The organism is Sulfitobacter sp. EhC04, from assembly GCF_001650875.1.
Taxonomy (GTDB): Bacteria; Pseudomonadota; Alphaproteobacteria; order Rhodobacterales; family Rhodobacteraceae; genus Sulfitobacter.
The window spans coordinates 35,194-55,441 of sequence record NZ_LXYI01000015.1 but is presented as its reverse complement, the minus strand read 5'-3'; the positions used below and the strand labels follow the sequence as shown (position 1 = coordinate 55,441).

General features: G+C 62.5%; 21 protein-coding genes. 10 read left to right on the top strand and 11 right to left on the bottom strand.

What is annotated here, in order from left to right:
• The first annotated feature begins 23 nt into the window (after positions 1-23).
• The 3 genes from A8B82_RS07750 (at position 24) to A8B82_RS07740 (ending at position 2,516) form a co-directional block, all read left to right on the top strand.
• Positions 24-542, top strand: a complete 519-nt coding sequence (locus A8B82_RS07750; protein ID WP_235604640.1) for a hypothetical protein — start codon at positions 24-26, stop codon at positions 540-542.
• Positions 543-694: 152 nt separating this feature from the next.
• Complete coding sequence (locus tag A8B82_RS07745) at positions 695-1,300, top strand: ribonuclease HII (RefSeq protein WP_067290540.1); 606 nt, start codon at positions 695-697, stop codon at positions 1,298-1,300.
• A gap of 115 nt (positions 1,301-1,415) precedes the next feature.
• The gene (locus A8B82_RS07740; RefSeq protein WP_067290533.1) at positions 1,416-2,516 is read left to right on the top strand and encodes a site-specific DNA-methyltransferase; all 1,101 of its coding nucleotides are present in this window, start codon (positions 1,416-1,418) and stop codon (positions 2,514-2,516) included.
• 127 nt (positions 2,517-2,643) lie between these two features.
• On the opposite strand, the gene A8B82_RS07735 is transcribed toward A8B82_RS07740, so the two are convergent.
• The 3 genes from A8B82_RS07735 to mutY all read right to left on the bottom strand — a co-directional run bounded on the left by A8B82_RS07735 (position 2,644) and on the right by mutY (position 5,831).
• On the bottom strand, positions 2,644-3,369 hold the full coding sequence (locus A8B82_RS07735; protein ID WP_235604639.1) for a DUF1194 domain-containing protein: 726 nt from the start codon (positions 3,367-3,369) through the stop codon (positions 2,644-2,646).
• Between the two features lie 176 nt (positions 3,370-3,545).
• A complete protein-coding gene (locus A8B82_RS07730) occupies positions 3,546-4,697 on the bottom strand; it encodes an alkane 1-monooxygenase (protein ID WP_067290408.1) in 1,152 nt (383 codons plus the stop codon).
• A 48-nt stretch (positions 4,698-4,745) separates the two neighbouring features.
• Positions 4,746-5,831: an A/G-specific adenine glycosylase gene (gene mutY, locus A8B82_RS07725; RefSeq protein ID WP_067290406.1), complete on the bottom strand. Its 1,086-nt coding sequence runs from the start codon at positions 5,829-5,831 to the stop codon at positions 4,746-4,748.
• A gap of 83 nt (positions 5,832-5,914) precedes the next feature.
• On the opposite strand from mutY, the gene A8B82_RS07720 reads away from it, so the two are divergent.
• Genes A8B82_RS07720 through A8B82_RS07710 form a run of 3 tightly spaced genes read left to right on the top strand, consistent with a single transcriptional unit; the run spans position 5,915 to position 8,227 of the window.
• The gene (locus A8B82_RS07720) at positions 5,915-6,421 is read left to right on the top strand and encodes a DUF721 domain-containing protein (protein ID WP_067290403.1); all 507 of its coding nucleotides are present in this window, start codon (positions 5,915-5,917) and stop codon (positions 6,419-6,421) included.
• 22 nt (positions 6,422-6,443) lie between these two features.
• Positions 6,444-7,115 (top strand): DsbA family protein, encoded by a 672-nt coding sequence (locus A8B82_RS07715; protein ID WP_067290401.1) that lies wholly within the window; start codon positions 6,444-6,446, stop codon positions 7,113-7,115.
• On the top strand, positions 7,115-8,227 hold the full coding sequence (locus tag A8B82_RS07710) for a CaiB/BaiF CoA transferase family protein (RefSeq protein WP_067290398.1): 1,113 nt from the start codon (positions 7,115-7,117) through the stop codon (positions 8,225-8,227). Before A8B82_RS07715 ends, A8B82_RS07710 begins: the two co-directional genes overlap by 1 nt.
• Positions 8,228-8,284: 57 nt before the next feature.
• On the opposite strand, the gene lpxK is transcribed toward A8B82_RS07710, so the two are convergent.
• From lpxK to A8B82_RS07675, 7 genes are all read right to left on the bottom strand, one after another.
• On the bottom strand, positions 8,285-9,274 hold the full coding sequence (gene lpxK / locus A8B82_RS07705; RefSeq protein ID WP_067290396.1) for a tetraacyldisaccharide 4'-kinase: 990 nt from the start codon (positions 9,272-9,274) through the stop codon (positions 8,285-8,287).
• Positions 9,274-10,500 (bottom strand): 3-deoxy-D-manno-octulosonic acid transferase, encoded by a 1,227-nt coding sequence (locus A8B82_RS07700; protein WP_067290394.1) that lies wholly within the window; start codon positions 10,498-10,500, stop codon positions 9,274-9,276. Before A8B82_RS07700 ends, lpxK begins: the two co-directional genes overlap by 1 nt.
• A 7-nt stretch (positions 10,501-10,507) precedes the next feature.
• Positions 10,508-10,750: a DUF4170 domain-containing protein gene (locus A8B82_RS07695; RefSeq protein WP_067290391.1), complete on the bottom strand. Its 243-nt coding sequence runs from the start codon at positions 10,748-10,750 to the stop codon at positions 10,508-10,510.
• 51 nt (positions 10,751-10,801) lie between these two features.
• On the bottom strand, positions 10,802-11,578 hold the full coding sequence (locus A8B82_RS07690) for a 3'(2'),5'-bisphosphate nucleotidase CysQ (protein WP_067290388.1): 777 nt from the start codon (positions 11,576-11,578) through the stop codon (positions 10,802-10,804).
• A complete protein-coding gene (locus A8B82_RS07685; RefSeq protein ID WP_067290379.1) occupies positions 11,565-12,911 on the bottom strand; it encodes a TldD/PmbA family protein in 1,347 nt (448 codons plus the stop codon). Before A8B82_RS07685 ends, A8B82_RS07690 begins: the two co-directional genes overlap by 14 nt.
• Before the next feature lie 113 nt (positions 12,912-13,024).
• The gene (locus tag A8B82_RS07680; RefSeq protein ID WP_161489433.1) at positions 13,025-13,900 is read right to left on the bottom strand and encodes an alpha/beta fold hydrolase; all 876 of its coding nucleotides are present in this window, start codon (positions 13,898-13,900) and stop codon (positions 13,025-13,027) included.
• A 255-nt stretch (positions 13,901-14,155) separates the two neighbouring features.
• Positions 14,156-15,682, bottom strand: a complete 1,527-nt coding sequence (locus tag A8B82_RS07675) for a hypothetical protein (protein WP_067290374.1) — start codon at positions 15,680-15,682, stop codon at positions 14,156-14,158.
• Between the two features lie 149 nt (positions 15,683-15,831).
• On the opposite strand from A8B82_RS07675, the gene A8B82_RS07670 reads away from it, so the two are divergent.
• The 4 genes from A8B82_RS07670 (at position 15,832) to A8B82_RS07655 (ending at position 19,927) form a co-directional block, all read left to right on the top strand.
• Positions 15,832-16,581: an SDR family oxidoreductase gene (locus tag A8B82_RS07670; protein ID WP_067290372.1), complete on the top strand. Its 750-nt coding sequence runs from the start codon at positions 15,832-15,834 to the stop codon at positions 16,579-16,581.
• Positions 16,578-17,192 carry an enoyl-CoA hydratase/isomerase family protein gene (locus A8B82_RS07665; protein ID WP_067290370.1) on the top strand — a complete coding sequence of 205 codons (615 nt, stop codon included), beginning with the start codon at positions 16,578-16,580 and terminating at the stop codon, positions 17,190-17,192. Before A8B82_RS07670 ends, A8B82_RS07665 begins: the two co-directional genes overlap by 4 nt.
• 228 nt (positions 17,193-17,420) lie before the next feature.
• Entirely contained in the window at positions 17,421-18,752 is a 1,332-nt protein-coding gene (locus A8B82_RS07660) for a mechanosensitive ion channel family protein (protein WP_067290529.1), read from the top strand.
• Entirely contained in the window at positions 18,749-19,927 is a 1,179-nt protein-coding gene (locus tag A8B82_RS07655; protein WP_067290368.1) for a TIGR03862 family flavoprotein, read from the top strand. Before A8B82_RS07660 ends, A8B82_RS07655 begins: the two co-directional genes overlap by 4 nt.
• On the opposite strand, the gene A8B82_RS07650 is transcribed toward A8B82_RS07655, so the two are convergent.
• Positions 19,917-20,201 (bottom strand): hypothetical protein, encoded by a 285-nt coding sequence (locus tag A8B82_RS07650; protein ID WP_067290365.1) that lies wholly within the window; start codon positions 20,199-20,201, stop codon positions 19,917-19,919. The two genes, A8B82_RS07655 and A8B82_RS07650, sit on opposite strands and share 11 nt — an antisense overlap.
• Positions 20,202-20,248: the final 47 nt, after the last annotated feature.

Here is a 20,248-nt window from a genome sequence, read left to right as displayed (position 1 = left end):
ACCCTCTAATAAGGATCAGACACATGTACCGCCGATTCATCGCCACCATCGCCGCCGCATCCATCGCGATCACCGCCATGGGCGCTGCCCCCGCCTTTGCCGGTGATCGCGACACCGTGCGCGCCCTTGCCGCCATCCTCGGCGTCGCCGTCGTGGGCAAGATCATTCACGACAACAACAAGAAGAAGCGCGCCAACCACCAGCCCGCGCCGGTCTACAACCATCCCCGGACAACACCCCCGCGTCATTATCCGCCGCGTGGCGTCCAGCCGCGTCACAATCCGCCGCGCTATCATCCGCAGCCGCGTCCCCTGCCGCGCCATGTGAACAACAAGCTGCTGCCCAAACAGTGCTTCCAAAGCTTCGACACCCGTCGCGGCACAATCCAGATGTTCGGCGAACGCTGCCTGCAGCGCAACTATCGCCACGTGAAATCCCTGCCCCAGAACTGCCAATACAAGTTCGGGACCCCAAACGGCCTGCGCAGCGGCTTTGAAGCGCGCTGCCTGCGGGATGCGGGATACAGATTGGCCCGCGGATAAAACCGCAGGTCATGCCTCGCAGGCCAGGTCCCTGACCTGCGGGAAACTGGGGGAGGTGTTCGGGCACTTCCCCCGCCTTTTCATGTAACCAGTAGATGGTTTCTGACGGTCCGGGCCTTGCGGCGCGGGCCGTCTTGCGTTTTGGAAGCGTCATGAGTCCGGATTATTCATTTGAACACGCAGCCCAGGGTCGGGGGTTCCTTCGGATCGCCGGAGTGGACGAGGTCGGCCGTGGCCCCTTGGCAGGTCCTGTCACCGCAGCCGCAGTGGTGCTGGACCCCGCGCGCATCCCCGAGGGGCTGAACGATTCCAAGAAACTGACCAAACGGTCACGCGCGCGCCTGTATGAAGAGATCATGCAGGTGGCGGATGTCAGCATCGCCCATGCCAGCGTGGAGGAGATTGATACGCTGAACATCCTGCGGGCCAGCCATCTGGCGATGATGCGCGCGCTGGCGGGGCTGAAAACCCCAGCGGATTACGCGTTGGTCGACGGCAATATGCTGCCCCGCGATCTGACCCTCCCGGCAGAGACGATCATCAAGGGCGATGCCCGGTCGCAGAGCATTTCGGCGGCCTCAATCATGGCCAAAGTATGTCGAGATTGTGTCATGTTGTCCCTTGCGCAACAGCACCCCGGCTATGGCTGGGAGACCAACATGGGATATGGATCAAAAAGCCACATCTCGGCGCTTCAAAATCTTGGTGTGACCCCTCACCATAGACGTTCGTTCAAGCCCGTACACAATATGTTGTAGCAAGGTAATTTCTTAAGCACTTGATTCAAAAAAGAAATTGACCGCGATTCGCCTTTGACTCATCCTGATGCTCAACCAACGAGTGCAAAATGCACCGGGCACAGAGGCAGAATTGATGAAGACCATGACAAAGGGTGCGGTGGCACTTCCCTTGAACGAAATCCTTGCCGGTGATTGCATCGACGTGATGAATGCCCTGCCGGAGAACAGCGTCGATCTGATCTTTGCAGACCCGCCCTATAACCTGCAATTGCGCGGCGATCTGGTGCGGCCCGACAATTCCAAGGTGGATGCGGTCGACGACGAATGGGACCAGTTCGCCAGCTTTGCTGTTTACGATAAATTCACCCGCGCTTGGCTGAAGGCCGCCCGCCGCCTGCTGAAACCCAATGGGGCGATCTGGGTGATCGGCAGCTATCACAATATTTTCCGTGTCGGTGCGGCGCTGCAGGATCAGGGGTTCTGGATTCTCAATGATGTGGTCTGGCGCAAGTCCAACCCGATGCCGAATTTCCGGGGCAAGCGGTTCACCAACGCCCATGAGACGATGATCTGGGCGGGCAAGGGCGAGAATGCGAAATACACCTTCAACTACGAAGCGCTGAAGGCGCTGAACGAAGGCATCCAGATGCGCAGCGACTGGGTATTGCCGATCTGCACCGGGCACGAGCGGCTGAAGGACGATGCAGGCGACAAGGCGCATCCGACGCAAAAACCCGAAAGCCTGCTGCACCGCATCCTGGTCGGTTCGACCAATCCGGGTGACGTGGTGCTTGACCCTTTCTTTGGCACCGGGACAACAGGTGCTGTCGCAAAGATGCTGGGCCGCGATTTCATCGGCATCGAGCGCGAGGAGGCCTATCGCAAGGTGGCGACGAAACGCATCGCCAATGTGCGCCGGTTTGACCGCGACGCGCTGCAGACCACGACATCCAAGCGCGCCGAGCCGCGCGTGCCCTTCGGCCAACTGGTCGAGAGGGGAATGCTGCGCCCGGGCGAGAACCTGTATTCCATGAACAACCGTCACAAGGCCAAGGTGCGCGCAGATGGCACGCTGATCGGCGATGACATCAAAGGCTCTATCCACCAGGTCGGGGCGCATCTTGAGGGCGCGCCAAGCTGTAACGGCTGGACCTACTGGTGCTTCAAACGCGAGGGCAAGACCGTGCCCATCGACGTGCTGCGCCAGCAGATCCGGTCCGAAATGGCCAACTGAGACACCTTCACCTTATCCGAACACCGCCGGTGCCTGCGGCCTTCCACATGAAGGTCCGCCTATAAAGGCACTCACCTAAGCCCCGCCCTTGTGGCGGGGCCTTTTTCGTTTGGCGGTTAGTCCCGTTTCACGGCAGAAAGCCACCCTGCCCATCGGAGAAATCGCGCCAGATCTTTTCACCGACCTGGCAATCGCGTGGATCTCGGGCCTGTGCCTGGATCACCTGTGCCGCCGGGGTCAGCCCCGCGATTTCCAACACCAGTTTGCGCTTCACCGCGTCTGCAAAATCGGGCCAGTCGGTGACCGGGATGACAAAGGCACCCGGGCCCCCGATGACGCAGGTCTGGTAATAGATGTCGAGGTCCGGCAGGTCGAACTGCGAATAGGCACCGTCGCTGGTCATCAGGGGCAGCCCGTTGATTGTGATGCCCCGTGAAAGGACCGCATCACGGGCAAGGGTGACCGGTCCTCCAAGGTTGTTGGGACCATCGCCGGAAATGTCGATCACCCGGCGCAGACCGGCATAGGCGTTGTTCTCGATCAGCTCTGCCCCGAAGTGCAGCGCGCCAGAGATCGACGTGCGCCGCAAACCGGGATCAAGCCTGGCTGTCACCTGACGCGCGAATTCCTCCAGATCGGCGCGGGAGGTGACCACACGCCAATCCACCACGACCTGCTGCGTGCCGGCCCATTCCACATAGGTCAGGGCCACATTCTGAAGCAGCCCGGACTGCACGGCCGCAAACACTTCGGAAGACCCGAGCGCCGCAGCATAGCCACGGCGTTGCAGGTCAAGCTCTGCCTCGGACATGGAACGGGAGACATCGACCAGCAGGACCAGTTCAAGGTCCACTTCAACTCTCTGGGTCTGGGCGTTTGCGTCACGAAGACCGCCCGACATGCAGGCAAGCACCAAGGCCAGCAGGCCAGGAATCAGGCGAAGGCAATAGACCATCCTGAAACGCTAGGAGGTCACCTCAGCCGTGTAAATTGTCCCTTGCGTGTCATCACGATCAATTCAACCGGCATTCAGCGGGGCTGGGGCGTGCTTTGTTTGTTGTAGGGGGTCCAGTCGTTGATTTCCGGGTAATACATCGCCCGCCATATGCGGACCCTGGGATTCATGATGCGCCGCCACAGCGGCGGGATCATCGCCGCCATTGTCATTATCGGATAACCATGGGGCAATTGCGGCGCTTCATCAGGCCCATAGTTCTGCAGAACCGGGAACCGCCTGTCGGGTTTGTAATGGTGGTCGGAATGGCGTTGCAGGTTGATCAGCAGCCAGTTCGACGCCCTGTGCGCGGCGTTCCATGAATGGCGCGGCTGGACGTGTTCGTATCTGCCATCGCCCAAGTGTTTGCGGGTCAGCCCGTAGTGTTCAATGTAATTAACCAGCTCCAACTGCCAGATCGCCACGCCCGCCTGCACCAGGAACAGCACCAGCCCGGACCAGCCGCCCAGCAACAGGGCCAGCACAAGCAGCGCGGCCTGAAACCCCCAGTATTTGAAGAACGGGTTGGAAAGGTCGGTCCAGGGCAGATCCTTGCGCGCCAGCATCGCCTTTTCGGCGGCAAAGGCCGAGACCAGCGATTCGCGCAGCACACGGGGATAGAAACGGTGGAACCCTTCGTTGTACCGCGCGGTCACGGTGTCGCGCGGGGTCGCGACATAGCGGTGGTGCACCAGCAGGTGTTCGGACCGGAAGTGCGAATAGAGCACCATCGCCAGAAGGGCATCCGCCAGAAACCGCTCCAACCGGTTGCGCTGGTGCATCAATTCATGGGCATAGTTGATCCCTATCGTGCCGGTGATCACACCGACCCCGAAAAACACCATGAAGCGTTCAAAGGTGCCAAGGTGTTCGGCCTGCGGGACGTACCAGATCAGCCCGAACAGGGTCAGGAACTGTGCAGGAACCCAGATCAGGGTGACAAGCCGATACCAGAACAGGTCGCTTTCAGAGGCAGTGAGATCCGCATTGTCCAGATTCAGCCCCACAACCGCATCCAGCAGCGTGAACAGGTACCATGTTGTCAGTGGCAGCAGGATCACTGTCCAGCCGCCATGGATTGCGGTGACCCAAGCCAGCGGGATCAATCCCAGCGACAACCAGAACGGAAGCGCCCGCGTCGCGCGGGCGAGATCCTTTGGCGATACGATTTTGCCTTGCAGGGTCATGGTAGGTTCTCTTTTTGCAAGCTGACCCTAGCGCAGCTTGCCTGGCGGTCAAAGGCCCGTGACATGCTCTGCCTGCGACAAATCGAACGCCTTGCGCATCACAGTTGGCAGATCGGAAGGGCGAAAGTCCTGCCTTTGAACAAAGTCGCCGCGATCGGGCTGCACGTCCAATGCCACGCGGGCTATCCTGACCGAAAGCAGCAGGTGGAAATGGGTAAAGGTGTGCCGCACTTCGCCAGCCAGATCGTGCCAATTGGCCGGGACAGGCGGCGTGCCTTCGGGCCGCTTGGTCGCAATGTCCAGCCAGTCAGAGCCGGGCCAGCCCAGCATGCCGCCCAGCAGCCCTTTGTCGGGGCGCGTTTCCAGCAACCACGCGCCATCAATCCGCTGCGCCAGGTACAGCGTGCCGTGGCGCACCGGCTTGGGCTTTTTTGGTGTTTTCATTGGCAGCAGCGGCGCGGTGCCCTCGCGCCGCGCCTTGCAGGGATCCCGCCAGGGGCAGATCCCGCAGGCGGGGGATTTCGGGGTGCAGATCGTGGCACCCAGATCCATCACCGCCTGCGCATAGTCGCCCGGTCTGTCACGCGGTGTCAGTGCCGCCGCCTTTTCCATCAGCGTCGGTTTGGCGACGGGTAGGGGTGTGTGGATGTCGTAAAGCCGCGCCATCACCCGCTCGACGTTGCCGTCCAGCACGGTGTGGGGCAGATCAAACGCGATGGAGGACACGGCAGCCGCCGTATAGGGGCCGATCCCCGGCAGGGCCAGCAAGGCCGCATGATCGGCGGGGAAGACACCATCGTGTTGCGCGACCACAGCCCGCGCGCATTTCAGCAGGTTGCGGGCCCGCGCGTAATAGCCCAGCCCGGCCCATTCGCCCATCACATCGGCGTCCTCCGCAGCGGCCAGGTCCGCCACTGTGGGCCAGCGTGCGACGAAGCGTGCGAAATAGTCCCGCACCGTGGCAACAGTGGTCTGTTGCAGCATGATCTCGCTCAGCCAGATGCGGTAGGGATCGGGCCGGATGCCTGCCTTGCGGTCTGCGGGGCCGGTGCGCCAGGGCATCGCGCGGGCATGGACGTCGTACCATTCCAGCAGCAGGCGCGGCAGATTGCCGGGGGACGATGTTTCACGCAATGTTTATAGGTCCTCGGCGGTCATGGGGTGGCGCAACTGCACCAGACCGCTATGGTATGCCGCACGTTCGGAGATACAAGCCCATGCCACCGCGCCGCACCGGAACCTATGGTTTCAAACGCACCGACAGCCTTCTGTCCGGCCAGATCCGGAAGGCATCCGAATCGCGTGGGTTTGCGCAGTCGCGGCTGCTGACTCAATGGGTCGAAGTTGCGGGCGAGGACATTGCGGATATCTGCCAACCCGTCGAGGTCAGCTATGGCCGGGGGGGGCTGGGCGCGACGCTCACCCTGCTGACAACCGGGTCACATGCCCCAATGCTGGAGATGCAGAAGGAAAAACTGCGCGCCAAGGTGAACGCGATCTACGGTTACAACGCCATCGCGCGGGTGCGCATCACCCAGACTGCTGCAACCGGTTTTGCCGAAGGGCAGGTTGCATTCGCCCACCAAAGCCCCAAGTCCAAGGCGGCACCTGATCCGGCACTGCGCGCAAAAGCGACTGCGGCGGCGGGCCAGGTTTCGGACAACGGATTGCGCGAGGCCCTTGCGCGTCTGGGCGAGAACATATTGAACAAGAACAACCGCTGAAGAGCTGACAAAGGAACATCACATGCAACGTAGAAATCTGATTCTGGGCGGTGTCGCCGTCGCGGGGCTGGGCGGCTGGGCGCTGACACGCAACTCGTCAACACCCGGTTCGACTGCCATCGTCGGCGCGGCGAATGCCCAATCCAGCGATGCGGATGTCGATACCTCCACCATCACCGAGATGGTGATGGGCGACGCGGATGCGCCGGTCACGATCATCGAATACGCCTCTTTCACCTGCCCGCATTGCGCGGCCTTCCATCAGGGGCCGTTCAAGCAGCTCAAGGCCGACTATATCGACACCGGCAAGGTCAGGTTCATCTACCGCGAAGTCTATTTCGACCGCCCCGGCCTCTGGGCCTCCATGGTGGCGCGTTGCGGTGGCGAAGCGAAGTTCTTTGGCATTGCGGATCTGATCTACAAGGGTCAGTCCGACTGGGTCCGCGGCGGCGAGCCTGCTGCGATCGTCGAAGGGCTGCGCAAGATCGGCCGCCTTGCGGGGATGGACAACGACACCCTGAACGCCTGTCTTCAGGATGCCGACACGGCGCAGACGCTGGTCGCCTGGGAAGCCGAGAATCGCGAGGGCGATGACGTCACCTCGACGCCCAGCTTCATCATCAACGGCACGAAGCAATCGAACATGTCCTACGCCGACTTCAAGACATTGATCGACGCCGAGCTTGGCAGCTGATGAGCGCACCGCTTGCAGGCCTGAAGGTCATAGAACTGGCACGGGTCCTGGCCGGGCCCTGGGCCGGTCAGACCCTGTCCGATCTGGGATGCGACGTGATCAAGGTCGAAAGCCCTGCCGGCGATGACACCCGCCAGTGGGGCCCGCCCTTCGTCACCCGCGATGAGGACCAGTCGGCAAGCTATTTTCACTCCACCAACCGGGGAAAGGCGTCTGTCACCGCCGATTTCCGGACCGATGAGGGCGTGGCGCAGGTCAAGGCGATGCTGGCGGATGCCGATATCCTGATCGAGAATTTCAAGACCGGCGGGCTGGCCAAATACGGGCTGGACTATGCCAGCCTCAAGGACGAGTTCCCGCATCTGATATACTGCTCGATCACAGGTTTCGGCCATACCGGCCCCTATGCCCATCGGGCCGGGTATGATTTCATCATTCAGGGCATGTCGGGCCTGATGTCGATCACCGGAGAACCGGACCGCCAGCCGCAGAAATCGGGCATGGCGATCACCGATATCTTCACGGGCATCTACGCGACCACCGCGATATTGGCCGCCGTGCACCAGCGCAGCCAGACCGGCAGGGGTCAGCACATTGACATGGCACTGCTGGATTGCGCGGTGGCCATCATGGGCAATCAGGCGATGAACTACCTGACCACCGGCAAACCGCCTGGGCGCATGGGCAACGCGCATCCCAACCTGACTCCCTACGAAGTGTTCGAATGTGCAGACGGTCACCTGATCATCGCAACCGGCAATGATGGCCAGTACCAGCGTCTGTGCCGCCTGCTGGGGCTGGATGAGATGGCCGAGGCACCGGATTATGCCAAGAACGCCGACCGTGTGGCCAACCGGCCCGAGATGATCCGCCGCCTGAATGGCGCAACGCGGTTGCGCAGCAGGGACGATCTGCTGGCGGCCTGCGAGGCGAACAATGTGCCGGCGGGGCCGATCAACGATCTGTCCGATGTCATGGCCGACCCGCAGGTGGTGGCGCGCGGCATGCAGATCGAACTGGACGGGGTTCCGGGGCTGCGCTCGCCGTTCACCTTTTCGGATGCCGAACTGGCGCTGCACCGCCCGGCTCCGAAGCTGGGCGAGGACAACTGACCGGCCGACCGATCTTTTCAAAAAGATCGGGCCGGAATTTTCGAAAATTCCGCTGTGTCACGCGGGACGTGGCAGCGCGTCCAGAGCTTCGAACAGCGCGTTTCCCTCGGCGAATTGCAAACGCACCGGCAGGGTGATCACCTTGCTGCGGAAGCTGTCTGGCAGCCTGACCGCGTCTTTTTCCGTCGTGACCAGTTGCGCGCCGCGCGCGCGGGCGTCTGTCTCCAGCCGTGTCATCAGCGCAGCGGTCAGCGGCTGGTGATCGTCCAGCGCTTCTGCATGGACCAGCGTCGCCCCCAGCCCGCGCAGCGTGGCAAAGAATTTCTCCGGGTGGCCGATCCCGGCAAAGGCAAAGGCGGTGGTATCCGCCCAGTTCATACCGGTCTGCAAGGGGGCAAGGGCGGCCTGCACATGCGGTACGGAAGGCGGCAGGGTCGGTGCCGCAAAGCTGGCCTGTGCGGCAGAATCACCGATCGACAGCAAAATATCTGCCCGGCCCAGCCCGACCTCCGCAGGTTCACGCAGCGGGCCCGCAGGCAGGCACAACCCGTTGCCGAATCCTTTTTCCGCATCCACCACCACAATGCCCAGATCATGGTGCAGCGCCGGGTTCTGGAACCCGTCATCCAGCACGATCACGGTGGCGCCTGCCTGTTGCGCGGCCCTGGCTCCGGCGGCGCGATCCCTGGCGACCCAGACCTCGGCAAAGGCCGCCAGCAGCAGCGGTTCGTCTCCGACCTGAGCAGCGCTGTGGCGCGATGGGTCGACCTGCACGGGCCCCTCCAGGGTTCCGCCATAGCCGCGCGACACGATATGCGGTGTGTGAAACAGGTTCCGCAGGTGATCCACAACAGCCATGACCGTGGGTGTCTTGCCGGTCCCGCCCGCGTTGATGTTGCCGACACAGACCACGGGCACCTCCAGCCGCGCGCGCGTGCCCCGGGCCAGACGGCGCGCGGTCGCCCGTGCGTAGAGCGTGCCAAGGGGCTGCAACAGCCGTGCGCGCCAGTCGGGCCGGGGCAGATGCCAGAAATCCGGGGCCCGCATCACTGCGCCCTGACCTGATCATCAAGCGCGTCCTGCACAAGATCGGTCACCCGGTCCATCAGCGCGGCACCCTGGCTGATCACATCCCATCCCGCATGGGCCATCGTCGCGGCCTGATCCGGGGCGATCAGGCGTGAAACGGCGGTGCCGAGCGCGTCGGCATCGTTGACGATCCGCGCTGCACCTGCGACCGCCAGCCTTGTGTAGGACCCCATGAAATGCCGGACCTTCGGACCGTACAGCACGGCAGACCCCAGGGCCGCCGCGTCGAAGGGGTCACAGCCGCTTTCGCCCTGCACCAGGGACGAGCCCAGAAAGGATACCGGAGCCAGTCGAAAGAACAGCCCACGGTCGCCGGGGTCATCGGTAACGACAACCTGCGTTGCCTCGTCGGGAAAGGTGCCATCGCTCCAGTTCACGGTCGCGAAACCGCGTGCCTGCGCAAGCTCGATCGCCTCGGCGGTTGTTTCCGGCTCTGCCGGTTGCAGGATCAGCAGCAACCGGTGCGACAGGCGCATGGCCTGGCGGTGGGCTGAAAGGACGGTGGGGAATTCCTTGGCTTGCAATTGGGTTGCAAACCAAACCGGCCTGCCGCCGATGACTGTAGACAGTTCTGTCAGATCCGAGTCCACGCAGGGCAGCGCCTGGCCTCCTGCCAGGAGGGGTGATGTGATTTCGATCTGCTGGCGCGAAAGGCCAAGTTGCAGCAACCGCTGCAACCCCGGCTCGGACCGGGCCAGAACATAGTCGAACTGTGACAGCATCTGGTAGGTCAGATCTGACAGCCAACGATCGCGGCGGCCGTCAAAACCACGGGTGTCGGCGTCAATCAGGAACATGGGACAGTTCCGTGCGCCGGTCTCCAGCACCAGATTGGGCCGCAGTGCGCCCCAGACCCAGATGCAGCTATCGGGGCGCCAGTGATCGTGAAACGCCTTGACCGCCGACTGGTGTTCGCTTGGCACGGGCTGGACGATCACGTTGTTGTCCGTGTTCGGCAGCGCGGTCATGTCCGCCCCCTCCGGCAGGGTGATCAGCACATTCAACCCGTCCCGCACCGCACACAGCCGCAAGGCAAGGTCCCGGACGGCCAGCAGGTTCCCGGCCTCAGCGGCGCGAACCCATACCAGCTCACCGGTCGGGCGCGGCACATCGGGCGGGACCACATCGGCCACCCCGTGCCGGACCATGGCACGATACGCCGCGAGCCCCAGCGACCGCGCCATTGCGGGTTCAGCCCAGCTCTTCGGTGGGCGAGGCGGGTGTTTCCTCGTCCCGCAGGCGGTGCAGGTGGGCAATGAAATAGCGCATATGCGCGTTGTCCACCGTGCGTTGTGCCTCGTTCTTCCAAGCGTCGAATGCGGTGGCATAGTTCGGAAATATACCGACGATATGGATGTCATCGACGTTCTTGAATGCGGTGTCCGTGGGATTGACCAGTTCACCGCCGAAAACGAGGTGCAAGCGTTGTGTCATGGAATTTCCTTTGTCACTTGGGAGTATCCTTGTCGTACCAGAAGAAACGTTTCAGGCAAGTGCGGCGATCAGGGCCGCCTGCGCAGGCACCCCGCCGGCGACCACTCCGTTCAGCCGGGGATCGGCATTGTTGAAGACCAGCGGTCGGCCCGTCTGATCGGAACAGGTGCCGCCTGCCTCTGTCACGATCAGGGCTCCGGCCGCGATGTCCCATTCCCAGCTGCGGCGCAGGGTCAGCATCGCGTCGAAACGGCCCTGTCCCACCAGCGCCAGGCGATAGGCCAGCGATGGCCGGTAGCTGCGTTTGAAGGTCGGGGCACTGCGGGATTTCCAGAAATGTTCCATCAGCGCGGGTTTAGCAGCCAGCACCGTGGTTTGCGACAGGTCGGGCTGCTGCGCTGTCCGCATGTCTTCGCCGTTCAGTGTCGCCCCCTCACCCTTTGCAGCGGCATAGAGCTTGCCCCGCATCGGCAGGAACACGACCGCTGCCGTAACCACACCTGCCTCTGCCACGGCCAGGGAGTGCGCCCAGGTGTGTGACCCTTCGACAAAGCTGCGGGTGCCGTCGATCGGGTCGATGATGAACACCCTGTCCTTGCCCAGTCTTTCGGTGGTGTCTTCGGTTTCTTCCGACAGCCAGCCATAATCGGGCCGGGCAAGCCGCAAGGTTGTTTGCAGCACATCGTTCACCGCCAGGTCAGCCTCGGTCACCGGGCCTGCATCGCCCGGTTTGTCCCAACGCCGCGCCGTCTTTCCGACAAAGCTGGTGGCGACACGTCCGGCAATGCGGGCGGCGTCGATCAGCAGGGGCAGATCACGCGCCGGCAAGGGTCATCCCCGGCACCAGCAAGGACGGCACGACCCGGCTCAGGTGCGGCCGCCCGTCATTGGCGGGGACAATCGCACGCAGCATGTCCCGCAGGTTGCCCGCAATGGTGCATTCGTTGATCGCATGGGTGATCTCGCCGTTCTGGACCCACAGGCCGCTGGCCCCGCGCGAATAATCGCCCGTGTTCGGATTGATCGTCGACCCGATCATCGAGGTGACCAGCAGACCGGTGCCCATCTCGCGGATCAGGTCGTCACGGCTGGCCGTGCCTTGGGTCAGGGCCACATTCCAGGTGGTGGGCGACGGCCCCGAAGAGGTGCTGCGCGCCCCGTTGCCGGTCGGTGCCATGCCCAGTTTGCGCGCGGTGGCAAGGTCGAGCGTCCAGCCCGTGAGCACGCCGTTCTCCACGATCATGCGGCGCTGGGTCGGCAATCCTTCGCCGTCGAAGGGGCGCGACCCGCCGACACGGGGGCGGTGCGGATCTTCGATCAGCGAAAGGTGATCGGGCAGGACGGCCTCCCCCAGCGCGTGACGCAGGTATGACGCGCCGCGCGCTATGGCGTTGCCGTTCACTGCGCCCAGCAGATGGCCGATTAGCGAGGATGCGACGCGTTCGTCGAAAAGGACGGGATATGCTCCGGTGGGCGGCTTGCGCGCATCAAGCCTTGCAAGGGCGCGCTGCGCCGCGGTCCGGCCAATGTCGTCGGCATCCCGCAGGTCCGATTGAAAGATGCGGTTGTCGCCATCATAATCACGTTCCATACCGCTGCCGCTGCCCGCGATGGCAACACAGGACAGCCCCCGGTTGGTGCGGCCATAGCCGCCTTCGAAACCGTTTGTCGTGGCCAGAAATATCTGCTGCGCGCTGTATCCGGCGCTGGCGGATTGCACCTGGCTGACGCCCTTGACGGCCAGCGCCGCAGCTTCGGTGGCGGCCGCGTCCTCTTGCAGGGCCTCGGGCGAGGGTTCCTCTGCCGGGTCGACCAGTTGCAGGGCTTCGATGTCCCAACCCCGTGCAAGCTGCTCAGGCTCGGCCAACCCGGCATAGGGGTCTTCGGGGGCCTCGCGGGCCATGGCTACCGCGCGCACGGCCATTTCCTCCATCGTGCGTTCAGATGTATCCGACGCCGAAACCGTGGCAGATCGTTTTCCCACAAAGACACGCAGGCCGATGTCGGTGCCCTCCGCGCGCTCGGCCTGCTCCAGCAGACCGCCGCGCACATCGACAGAAACAGACGTCGCGCGCACGGCCTTGGCATCTGCCGCGTCCGCGCCTGCCTTGCCGGCGGCAAGCAACAGGGATTTGGTCAGCGCATCGAGGGGCTGTGACATGAGGCAGGCTCCAATCGGGGTAGGCGCAGAGGTAATCGCCAATGGTCACAAGGGCAAGGGCAGCGGCCCGATTGGCGTGCTCCGGGCGCAGGAATGGCGGGATCGGGTCCAACTTACGTTTTCAGGAATCCTGCTATCTGGGCATTTACTTCATCAGGGGCATCCTCCTGAACGATATGCGACGCATTGGGTATTATGCGATGGATCGCATTGGGCAGCCTGTCAGCCAAAGCATCATTCAACCGCCGAAATACAACCGGGCTTGAGTTTCCGCTGAGCAACAGGACGGGCATCGTGACACGCGAGAGCGGTGCGTTACGCAAATCGGGAAAGCCGTGATATAAAGCCTGCGCTCTGTCCGGCCCTCGATTGTCCCAGACCTGCTGGTAGCGCTCTTCAGAGAGACCATCAAATGCCCGATCCCCCAAAACGCCCCGGCCAAAGTGTGCAATGGCGGCTTTGTCGTCCCCCTTTCGAAATGCCTTTTCCGCAGGCGCAAATGTTCCTGCACCCAGCTTCGCGATCGCAAAGGCAAGTTTCGGGTTCGAAAGGAACAGGTTTAGCAATTGCAGCGGTTTTGGCGGGATTTCCAGATGAACGGTTACGCTCGGTGCTTCGATCAGAACCAGGTTTCGACACATCTCGGGGCGTTGCGTCGCCAGGGCGAGTGCAATCAGGCCGCCCCACGAATGCGCCACAATATGGGTTGGAGCCGTCCCAAGGCGGTCGATCAGCGCGGCCAGATCGTCCACGTGGGTTTGAAACGTATCCGGCTGGTCTGGCGGAATGGGGGCGTTCGGTGCGTGAAACCGGCGACTATAGCAGAGAACCCGGAATTTCCTCGACAATGCGGACATCTGACCGGACCAGCTTCGTAGGTCCGAAACACCACCGTGGACAAGCGTGACAGGGTCGCCGCTACCTTGTTGGAATGTGGCGAGGCTGGTTCCGTTCACCTCGATCGTGGTGGTGTCATTGAGGTCAAGCATGCAGGACAATAGCATATGTGCCTGAACTTTGCGAACGGCAGCATTGTCCGCCAGCGCACCCTGTGCCAAGGGTCCGGTCTGGGTCGGAAATGCATGGCAGTCGGGTCAGGATTGCTTGCCACGGCTTCCTGACCGAATTCAGAAAATCCGCCGGGAACAGTCAGAATTGCGCGGCATGCGACAGCCGGGGGAACACTGCAAATGAAAAGAGGCGCGGCCAGCGCCGCGCCTCTTGGTCAATTCGAAGCTCGCAGCTTACTTGATACGCTGCCCATTGGCCAAGACCTGGCCATCTTCGGTGAATTCGATCTTTGAACTCAGAGTGTCCGGTTCGGTGCCGGGCACTGCGAACAGGCCCATCATCATCCGCGCGCCCATTGCCTGTTCCTCGGGCAAAAGGCCCATCGCAACCAGCTTGTCCATCAGCCCGTTGCCGCCCACCAGCGACAGGTCGACAGCGCCCACAGGTTTCGGCATGCCGGGGAATGTGGTCTGGTCCGTGTTGTCGAAGATCACGTCACCCTGACCTTCGAGGCGCGCACCGGCGGCATCCACCACCAGCGTGTTCACCGTCAGCGCGTTGACCTCGCCCGGAGGGCCAGCAAGGTTTGCTGCCGCTTCGGGGTCCATGTAGTCGACCAGCAGTTTGGCCTGACCGCTGAGATCCAGTTCGACGGTTGCAGGGTCACGCGGCAACTGGCCGGTGGGGTCAAAGATACCCCAGATCATGTCGGACATGACGAAATCGCCCAGCGTGATCCCAAAGGCAAAATCCTGCGGGTCGTCGGATTTGACAACGGGCGCTTCCAGCTTGAAACCGGAGCGCGCCATGCTCAGGTCGATCGGGAACGGCAGATCGGCCACCTTGATGTTCATCTTGGTGTCTTTCTGCGACCCGGCATAGGCAATGCCGCCCGGACCCATTTCAACGCTCAGATCGCCACCCTGCGAAGATGTGGTTGCGGCGAAATCGCCCTCGGTCTCATCCTGGAAATTGATGTCGGTATTGCCGGCGCCAAAGGTGATGTTGCCCGATACATCGAAGCCCGCCGCGATCATCGCCGCCATATCCGATGCATCCAGGTTGTCGCGCGGGATCATGCCACCCCCCTCAAGGGTCAGTTCGGACATGCTGCCGACCATGGCAAGCTGGCCCGTCTGTTCGGGGTTATGCACAAACAGGTCATAGGTGACGCCGCCGATCTGTCCGGTCTGTTCATAACTGCGCATGTCACCGATGGTCATTGTTGTCCGGCTGGTAAAGTCGGTCGCAACGACGTCGATCTTGGCATTTTCCTCGCCATAGCTTTTGCCATCCACGATCAGCTCTGTCAGCTTCAGACCAATGGTGCCCGCATCATAGGCATATGTCATGCTCTCGGGCGTCCCGCTGACCGTCATCGTATGGTCGGACTGGGTGTAGTCCAGGTTCATGGTAAAGCCGGGATCGGTTTCACTGCCGGTGGCGGAAATTGCCATGGGCAGCGTTGCAGGCATCACGATTGCCACCGATCCATCGCCGTTCGCGACGAATTCGAAGGTGCCCATGGTCATCGTGACCGCGCCGCCCTCATCGGGCATCGGCATGTCCAGGGTCAGATCGCTGACGGTCAGGTTGCCACCTGCCTCGTTTTCGGAGGCGCTGATGCCATAGCCCATGCCCTCCATATACTGGCGCCAGTCGCCCCAGACCTGTGTCGGGGTCAGATCGGCCCAAGCGGCAGAAGACAACAGCATCGCGGGCAACGCGAGACCGAAAGAAGCGGAGTTCAGACGAAACATGAGAATATCCTTATCGCAAATGTGGCCAGAGCCTCTGACAAAGGGCGCGCAGGGTCAAGTACCGCACGGGGGTGGACCATCGCATTTCACAGCTTTACCACAGGGCAAAGACCCTATGCAAAACATCCCCCGATCAAAGGAGTGATCCAATGGATATGACCGGCAAGACAGTTATGATCACAGGTGCAAGCCGTGGCATCGGCGCCGAAACTGCGCGGGTTTTCGCCCAAGCGGGGGCAAATGTGGTACTGCTGGCGCGGTCACAGGACGCGCTGAGCGATCTGGTGGGGGAAATCGGAGACAAGGCGATTGCGATTCCCTGCAATGTGGCGCGATACGGCGAAATGTCATCGGCGGTCGCTACCGCGCAAAGCGCCTTCGGCAGTCTGGACGTGCTGATCAACAATGCCGGCGTGATCGAACCCATTTCGCGTCTCGCTGACGTTGATCCCGCCGATTGGGGGCAGGTGATCGACATCAACCTCAAGGGCGTGTTCAACGGCATCCATGCGGTGCTGCCCGCGATGCGCGAAGCGGGCGGCGGGTCGATCCTGACGATCTCCTCCGGGGCGGCCCATGGCGCGATCGAAGGCTGGAGCCACTACTGCGCCTCCAAGGCGGCGGTCAACATGTTGAACCGCTGCCTTGACAAGGAAGAGGCCGAACACGGCATCCGCGCCATTGGCCTTTCGCCCGGCACCGTTGCGACGCAGATGCAGCGCGAGATCAAGGCCTCCGGCATCAATCCGGTCAGCAAGCTGGCCTGGGAAGACCATATTCCCGCCGACTGGCCCGCACGGTGCCTGTTGTGGATGTGCAGTGTCGAAGCCGACCGGTTCAAGGGTGACGAGATTTCGCTGCGGGACGAGGACATCCGCCGCGCCGTGGGTCTGATATGATCCTCTGTGACCGCGCGGGTGACATCTGGACCGTCACCATCAACCGCCCCGACAAGGCCAACTCGCTGACCCATGCCATGCTCAGCGAGCTGGCGGAGGTGATGGAGGCGGCGACAGAGGCCAGGGCGGTGATCCTGACCGGCACGGGCCGTGTTTTCAGCGCCGGTGCCGATCTGGAGGCCGCCCGCGCAGGCCTCGCCACTTCTGACATATGGGAACGCCTGTCCGGCGCGATTGCGGCCCTGCCTGGGCTGACCGTCGCGGCGCTGAACGGCACCCTTGCGGGCGGTGCCATGGGCATGGCCCTGGCCTGCGACATCCGTATCGCGGTGCCGGAGGCAAAGTTCTTCTATCCGGTGATGAAGCTGGGGTTCCTGCCGCAGCCGTCCGACCCGGTGCGCATGGCGGCCCTCATAGGGCCCGCACGTACCAAGCTGATCCTGATGGGCGGGCAAAAGATCACGGCGGAAGACGCGCTTTCCTTTGGCCTGATCGACCGGATTGTCGCGCCCGACGCCTTGCTGGAACATGCCCGCGACCTCACGGCCGACACTGTGGCCGCCAGGCCCGAGATCGCGGCCGGGATCAAGCGGATGTGCTGCGGAGGTTAGAGCCTGTGGATATTGCAGGCAGGACGCGACAAAGCTGTCGGCATTTTTTTCGGCGCAGGGTTTCACAGCGGACATGTCCTGTCTGTGCGGCACCTTTGCTGGAATCCCACGCCTTGAGAGACGGCAAACCGGGTGCGGTACGTTCTGACCCTATGCAAAATCCTTGATCCTTTGCTGCCGTCCGGGCATGAGGATGGCGTATTTGCTGAATGAAACAAGGTAATGGTGATGGAGTTCGACCTTTCTGCGCAGCCTGAAATCGTGCAGCAGGCCTATGGCTATGCCGTGCAGGGCTGGGAACTTGCGCTCAGTTGGTTGTTGAGCCCGGCGGCGTGGTCTCAGTTTGCACTGCTTGTGGCGGCATGGCTGCTTGCCACGCTGATCTCGGCGCGGTTGAAACCTGCATTGCAGCGGGTGATCGACCCCGGCGACAGTGCCAACATCTTTGCCGCGCCGCGCCGGTTTGTCCTGTTGTTTCTGCCGCTGCTCTCTCCGCTGATGGCCTATGCGCTGACAGGAATCGGAGAAAGCATTGTCAGGTCCCTGTTCGACTCTGGCGCTGTCATCGCCTTTGGCAAGCGTTTGTTCCTGTTTCTGGCCGCGCGGGCGCTGGTGCGCGACATCATCACCGATCCGCTGCTCAAGACCATGGGGCGCTTTATCCTGCTGCCGATCATGGCGATCTATGCCCTGGGCCTGCTGGAAGTCGTGAACACCGCGCTGACCGAAACCATCGTGGGCGTCGGCAATATCCGCTTTTCGCTGATCACGGTCGCACGGGGCGTCATTGCCGGGACATTCCTGTTCTGGCTGGGACAATGGTCGAACACCCAGACCACGCAGATCATCGCTCAGAACGAGGAAATGCGCCCCTCGATCCGGCAATTGCTGATCAAGACAGTCGAGTTCACGATCTTTGCCGTCGCCTTCCTGTTGCTGATGAACATCATGGGCATCAACCTGGGTGCCCTGGCCGTTCTGGGTGGTGCGATCGGGGTGGGGTTGGGTTTTGGCCTGCAAAAGATCGCGTCGAATTTCATCTCGGGGGTGATCCTGCTGGTCGAGGGGCAGGCGACCGTCGGTGATTTTGTGGAACTTGACGGGGGCGAAGCGGGCAAGATCGTCAAGATGATGGCCCGTGCCACCATTCTGGAAACCTTCGATGGCCGCTGGATTGTGGTGCCGAACGAGGATTTCATCACCACCCGCGTGGCAAATTACTCCGATGCCGGATCGGCCAACCGATACGAGGCAGCATTCTCTGTCAGCTATGACACCGATATCAACAGGGTGCCCGCCCTGGTCGAGGCCGCAGTGGCCACACACCCGGAAGTGCTGGATGCACCATACCCGCCCGATTGCGAGCTGCGCGGTTTTGGCGACAGCGGTGTGGATTTCGCGGTGGAGTTCTGGGTGAACGGGCTGGATGACGGGCCGAACAAATACACCTCCGACGTGCTGTTCCTGGTCTGGAACGCACTCAAGGACGCGAATATCGAGATTCCCTATCCCCAGCGCGTGGTCGAGATCAAAGGTGGTTTGCCCAGGGCAGGGGCATGAGCCGTGCCGTCGTGATCGGCGCAGGCCCGGCTGGTCTGATGGCGGCAGAGATGCTGGGGCGTGCCGGTCTTGAGGTCACGCTGTGCGACGCCAAGCCATCGGTGGGCCGCAAGTTCCTGATGGCCGGGAAATCCGGCCTGAACCTGACAAAGGACGAGCCGCCCACGCCTTTCATGGAAGTCTATGCCGAGGCCCGTGCCCCGCTGACCCCGATCATCGCGGCATTCGACGCAAGCGCCGTGCAGGATTGGGCGCGCGGGTTGGGGCAGGATGTTTTCACCGGCTCGACAGGCCGGGTCTTTCCGACCTCGATGAAGGCGTCACCGCTGCTCCGGGCCTGGCTGGCACGCCTTGCCGGGCTTGGGGTGCAGATCAGGACCCGGTGGCACTGGCAGGGTTGGCAGGGCGATGCACTGGCATTTCAGACGCCGGAGGGTGCCGGGACGGTGCAGGCGGATGTGACCGTATTGGCCCTTGGTGGCGCCAGTTGGCCGCGACTGGGCGCAACCGGCACATGGGCGGAGATATTGCACGCTCGGAGTGTCGACCTGGCGGCTTTTACCCCCGCGAATGCCGGGGTAGCGGTGGACTGGTCTGACCATATGGTCAGACACTTTGGCGCGCCGATCAAAGGCGGTGCATGGTCCGCCGGTCCGTTCCAGTCGCGGGGGGAGGCGAGCCTGTCCGCAGGGGGGCTGGAGGGCGGCGGCATCTATGCGGTCTCGCGCGGGCTGCGCGAAGGGCATGATCTGTCGCTTGACCTGCTGCCGGACCTCTCTGTGCCAGAGATCACGACGCGCCTGGCAAAGCCGCGCGGCAAGGCCAGCCTGTCCAACCACCTGCGGAAGGTGTTGAACCTGACACCGGCGCAGATCGCGCTGATACAGGAAATGGCGCGCCCCCTGCCCGAGGGTCTGAGGGCCACCGCGCGGGTGCTGAAGGCGCTGCCGATCCGCCACGCGGGGCTGCGCCCGATGGCTGAGGCGATCTCGACCGCCGGGGGTGTCCGATTTGGTGCGCTCGATGACAATCTGATGCTGCGCGACCTGCCGGGGGTCTTTGTGGCAGGGGAGATGCTGGATTGGGAGGCACCGACAGGGGGCTATCTGATCAATGCCTGCCTTGCGACCGGGCGCTGGGCAGGGCAGCAGGCGGCAGCCTGGGTCAAGCATTAATCCGCAGACCCTGCCATCCAAGGCCGCCGCCAATTGCCATTGAACCGCTCTTCTGCAACGCGACGCGATGGAAGATGGAAAGCCTTCTGGATTCCGCAACCTTCTCCTGCGCTGCCTTGAACGCGGGCCGGTCCCGCATCATTGCGGCCCATGCACCCAGAATGTCCGCATGGGTCATCTTGTCTCCCTCCAGGCATGACCCTTCCAGCCGATCCGCCGGCACGTCGGCAGAGCGCAGCAACGCCGTCTTCAGACTGTCCTTGATCTCAGGCACCCGCCAGTCCTGAGGGAAAGCAAAATCGTGTTTGGCTGCTGCCCGGA

Coding starts and splice junctions, on each gene's coding strand:
- A8B82_RS07750 (WP_235604640.1), top strand. CDS start 24: ATGTACCGCCGATTCATCGCCACCATCGCCGCCGCATCCATCGCGATC.
- A8B82_RS07745 (WP_067290540.1), top strand. CDS start 695: ATGAGTCCGGATTATTCATTTGAACACGCAGCCCAGGGTCGGGGGTTC.
- A8B82_RS07740 (WP_067290533.1), top strand. CDS start 1,416: ATGAAGACCATGACAAAGGGTGCGGTGGCACTTCCCTTGAACGAAATC.
- A8B82_RS07730 (WP_067290408.1), bottom strand. CDS start 4,697: ATGACCCTGCAAGGCAAAATCGTATCGCCAAAGGATCTCGCCCGCGCG.
- A8B82_RS07720 (WP_067290403.1), top strand. CDS start 5,915: ATGCCACCGCGCCGCACCGGAACCTATGGTTTCAAACGCACCGACAGC.
- A8B82_RS07715 (WP_067290401.1), top strand. CDS start 6,444: ATGCAACGTAGAAATCTGATTCTGGGCGGTGTCGCCGTCGCGGGGCTG.
- A8B82_RS07710 (WP_067290398.1), top strand. CDS start 7,115: ATGAGCGCACCGCTTGCAGGCCTGAAGGTCATAGAACTGGCACGGGTC.
- lpxK (WP_067290396.1), bottom strand. CDS start 9,274: ATGCGGGCCCCGGATTTCTGGCATCTGCCCCGGCCCGACTGGCGCGCA.
- A8B82_RS07700 (WP_067290394.1), bottom strand. CDS start 10,500: ATGGCGCGGTCGCTGGGGCTCGCGGCGTATCGTGCCATGGTCCGGCAC.
- A8B82_RS07695 (WP_067290391.1), bottom strand. CDS start 10,750: ATGACACAACGCTTGCACCTCGTTTTCGGCGGTGAACTGGTCAATCCC.
- A8B82_RS07685 (WP_067290379.1), bottom strand. CDS start 12,911: ATGTCACAGCCCCTCGATGCGCTGACCAAATCCCTGTTGCTTGCCGCC.
- A8B82_RS07680 (WP_161489433.1), bottom strand. CDS start 13,900: ATGCTTGACCTCAATGACACCACCACGATCGAGGTGAACGGAACCAGC.
- A8B82_RS07675 (WP_067290374.1), bottom strand. CDS start 15,682: ATGTTTCGTCTGAACTCCGCTTCTTTCGGTCTCGCGTTGCCCGCGATG.
- A8B82_RS07670 (WP_067290372.1), top strand. CDS start 15,832: ATGGATATGACCGGCAAGACAGTTATGATCACAGGTGCAAGCCGTGGC.
- A8B82_RS07665 (WP_067290370.1), top strand. CDS start 16,578: ATGATCCTCTGTGACCGCGCGGGTGACATCTGGACCGTCACCATCAAC.
- A8B82_RS07660 (WP_067290529.1), top strand. CDS start 17,421: ATGGAGTTCGACCTTTCTGCGCAGCCTGAAATCGTGCAGCAGGCCTAT.
- A8B82_RS07655 (WP_067290368.1), top strand. CDS start 18,749: ATGAGCCGTGCCGTCGTGATCGGCGCAGGCCCGGCTGGTCTGATGGCG.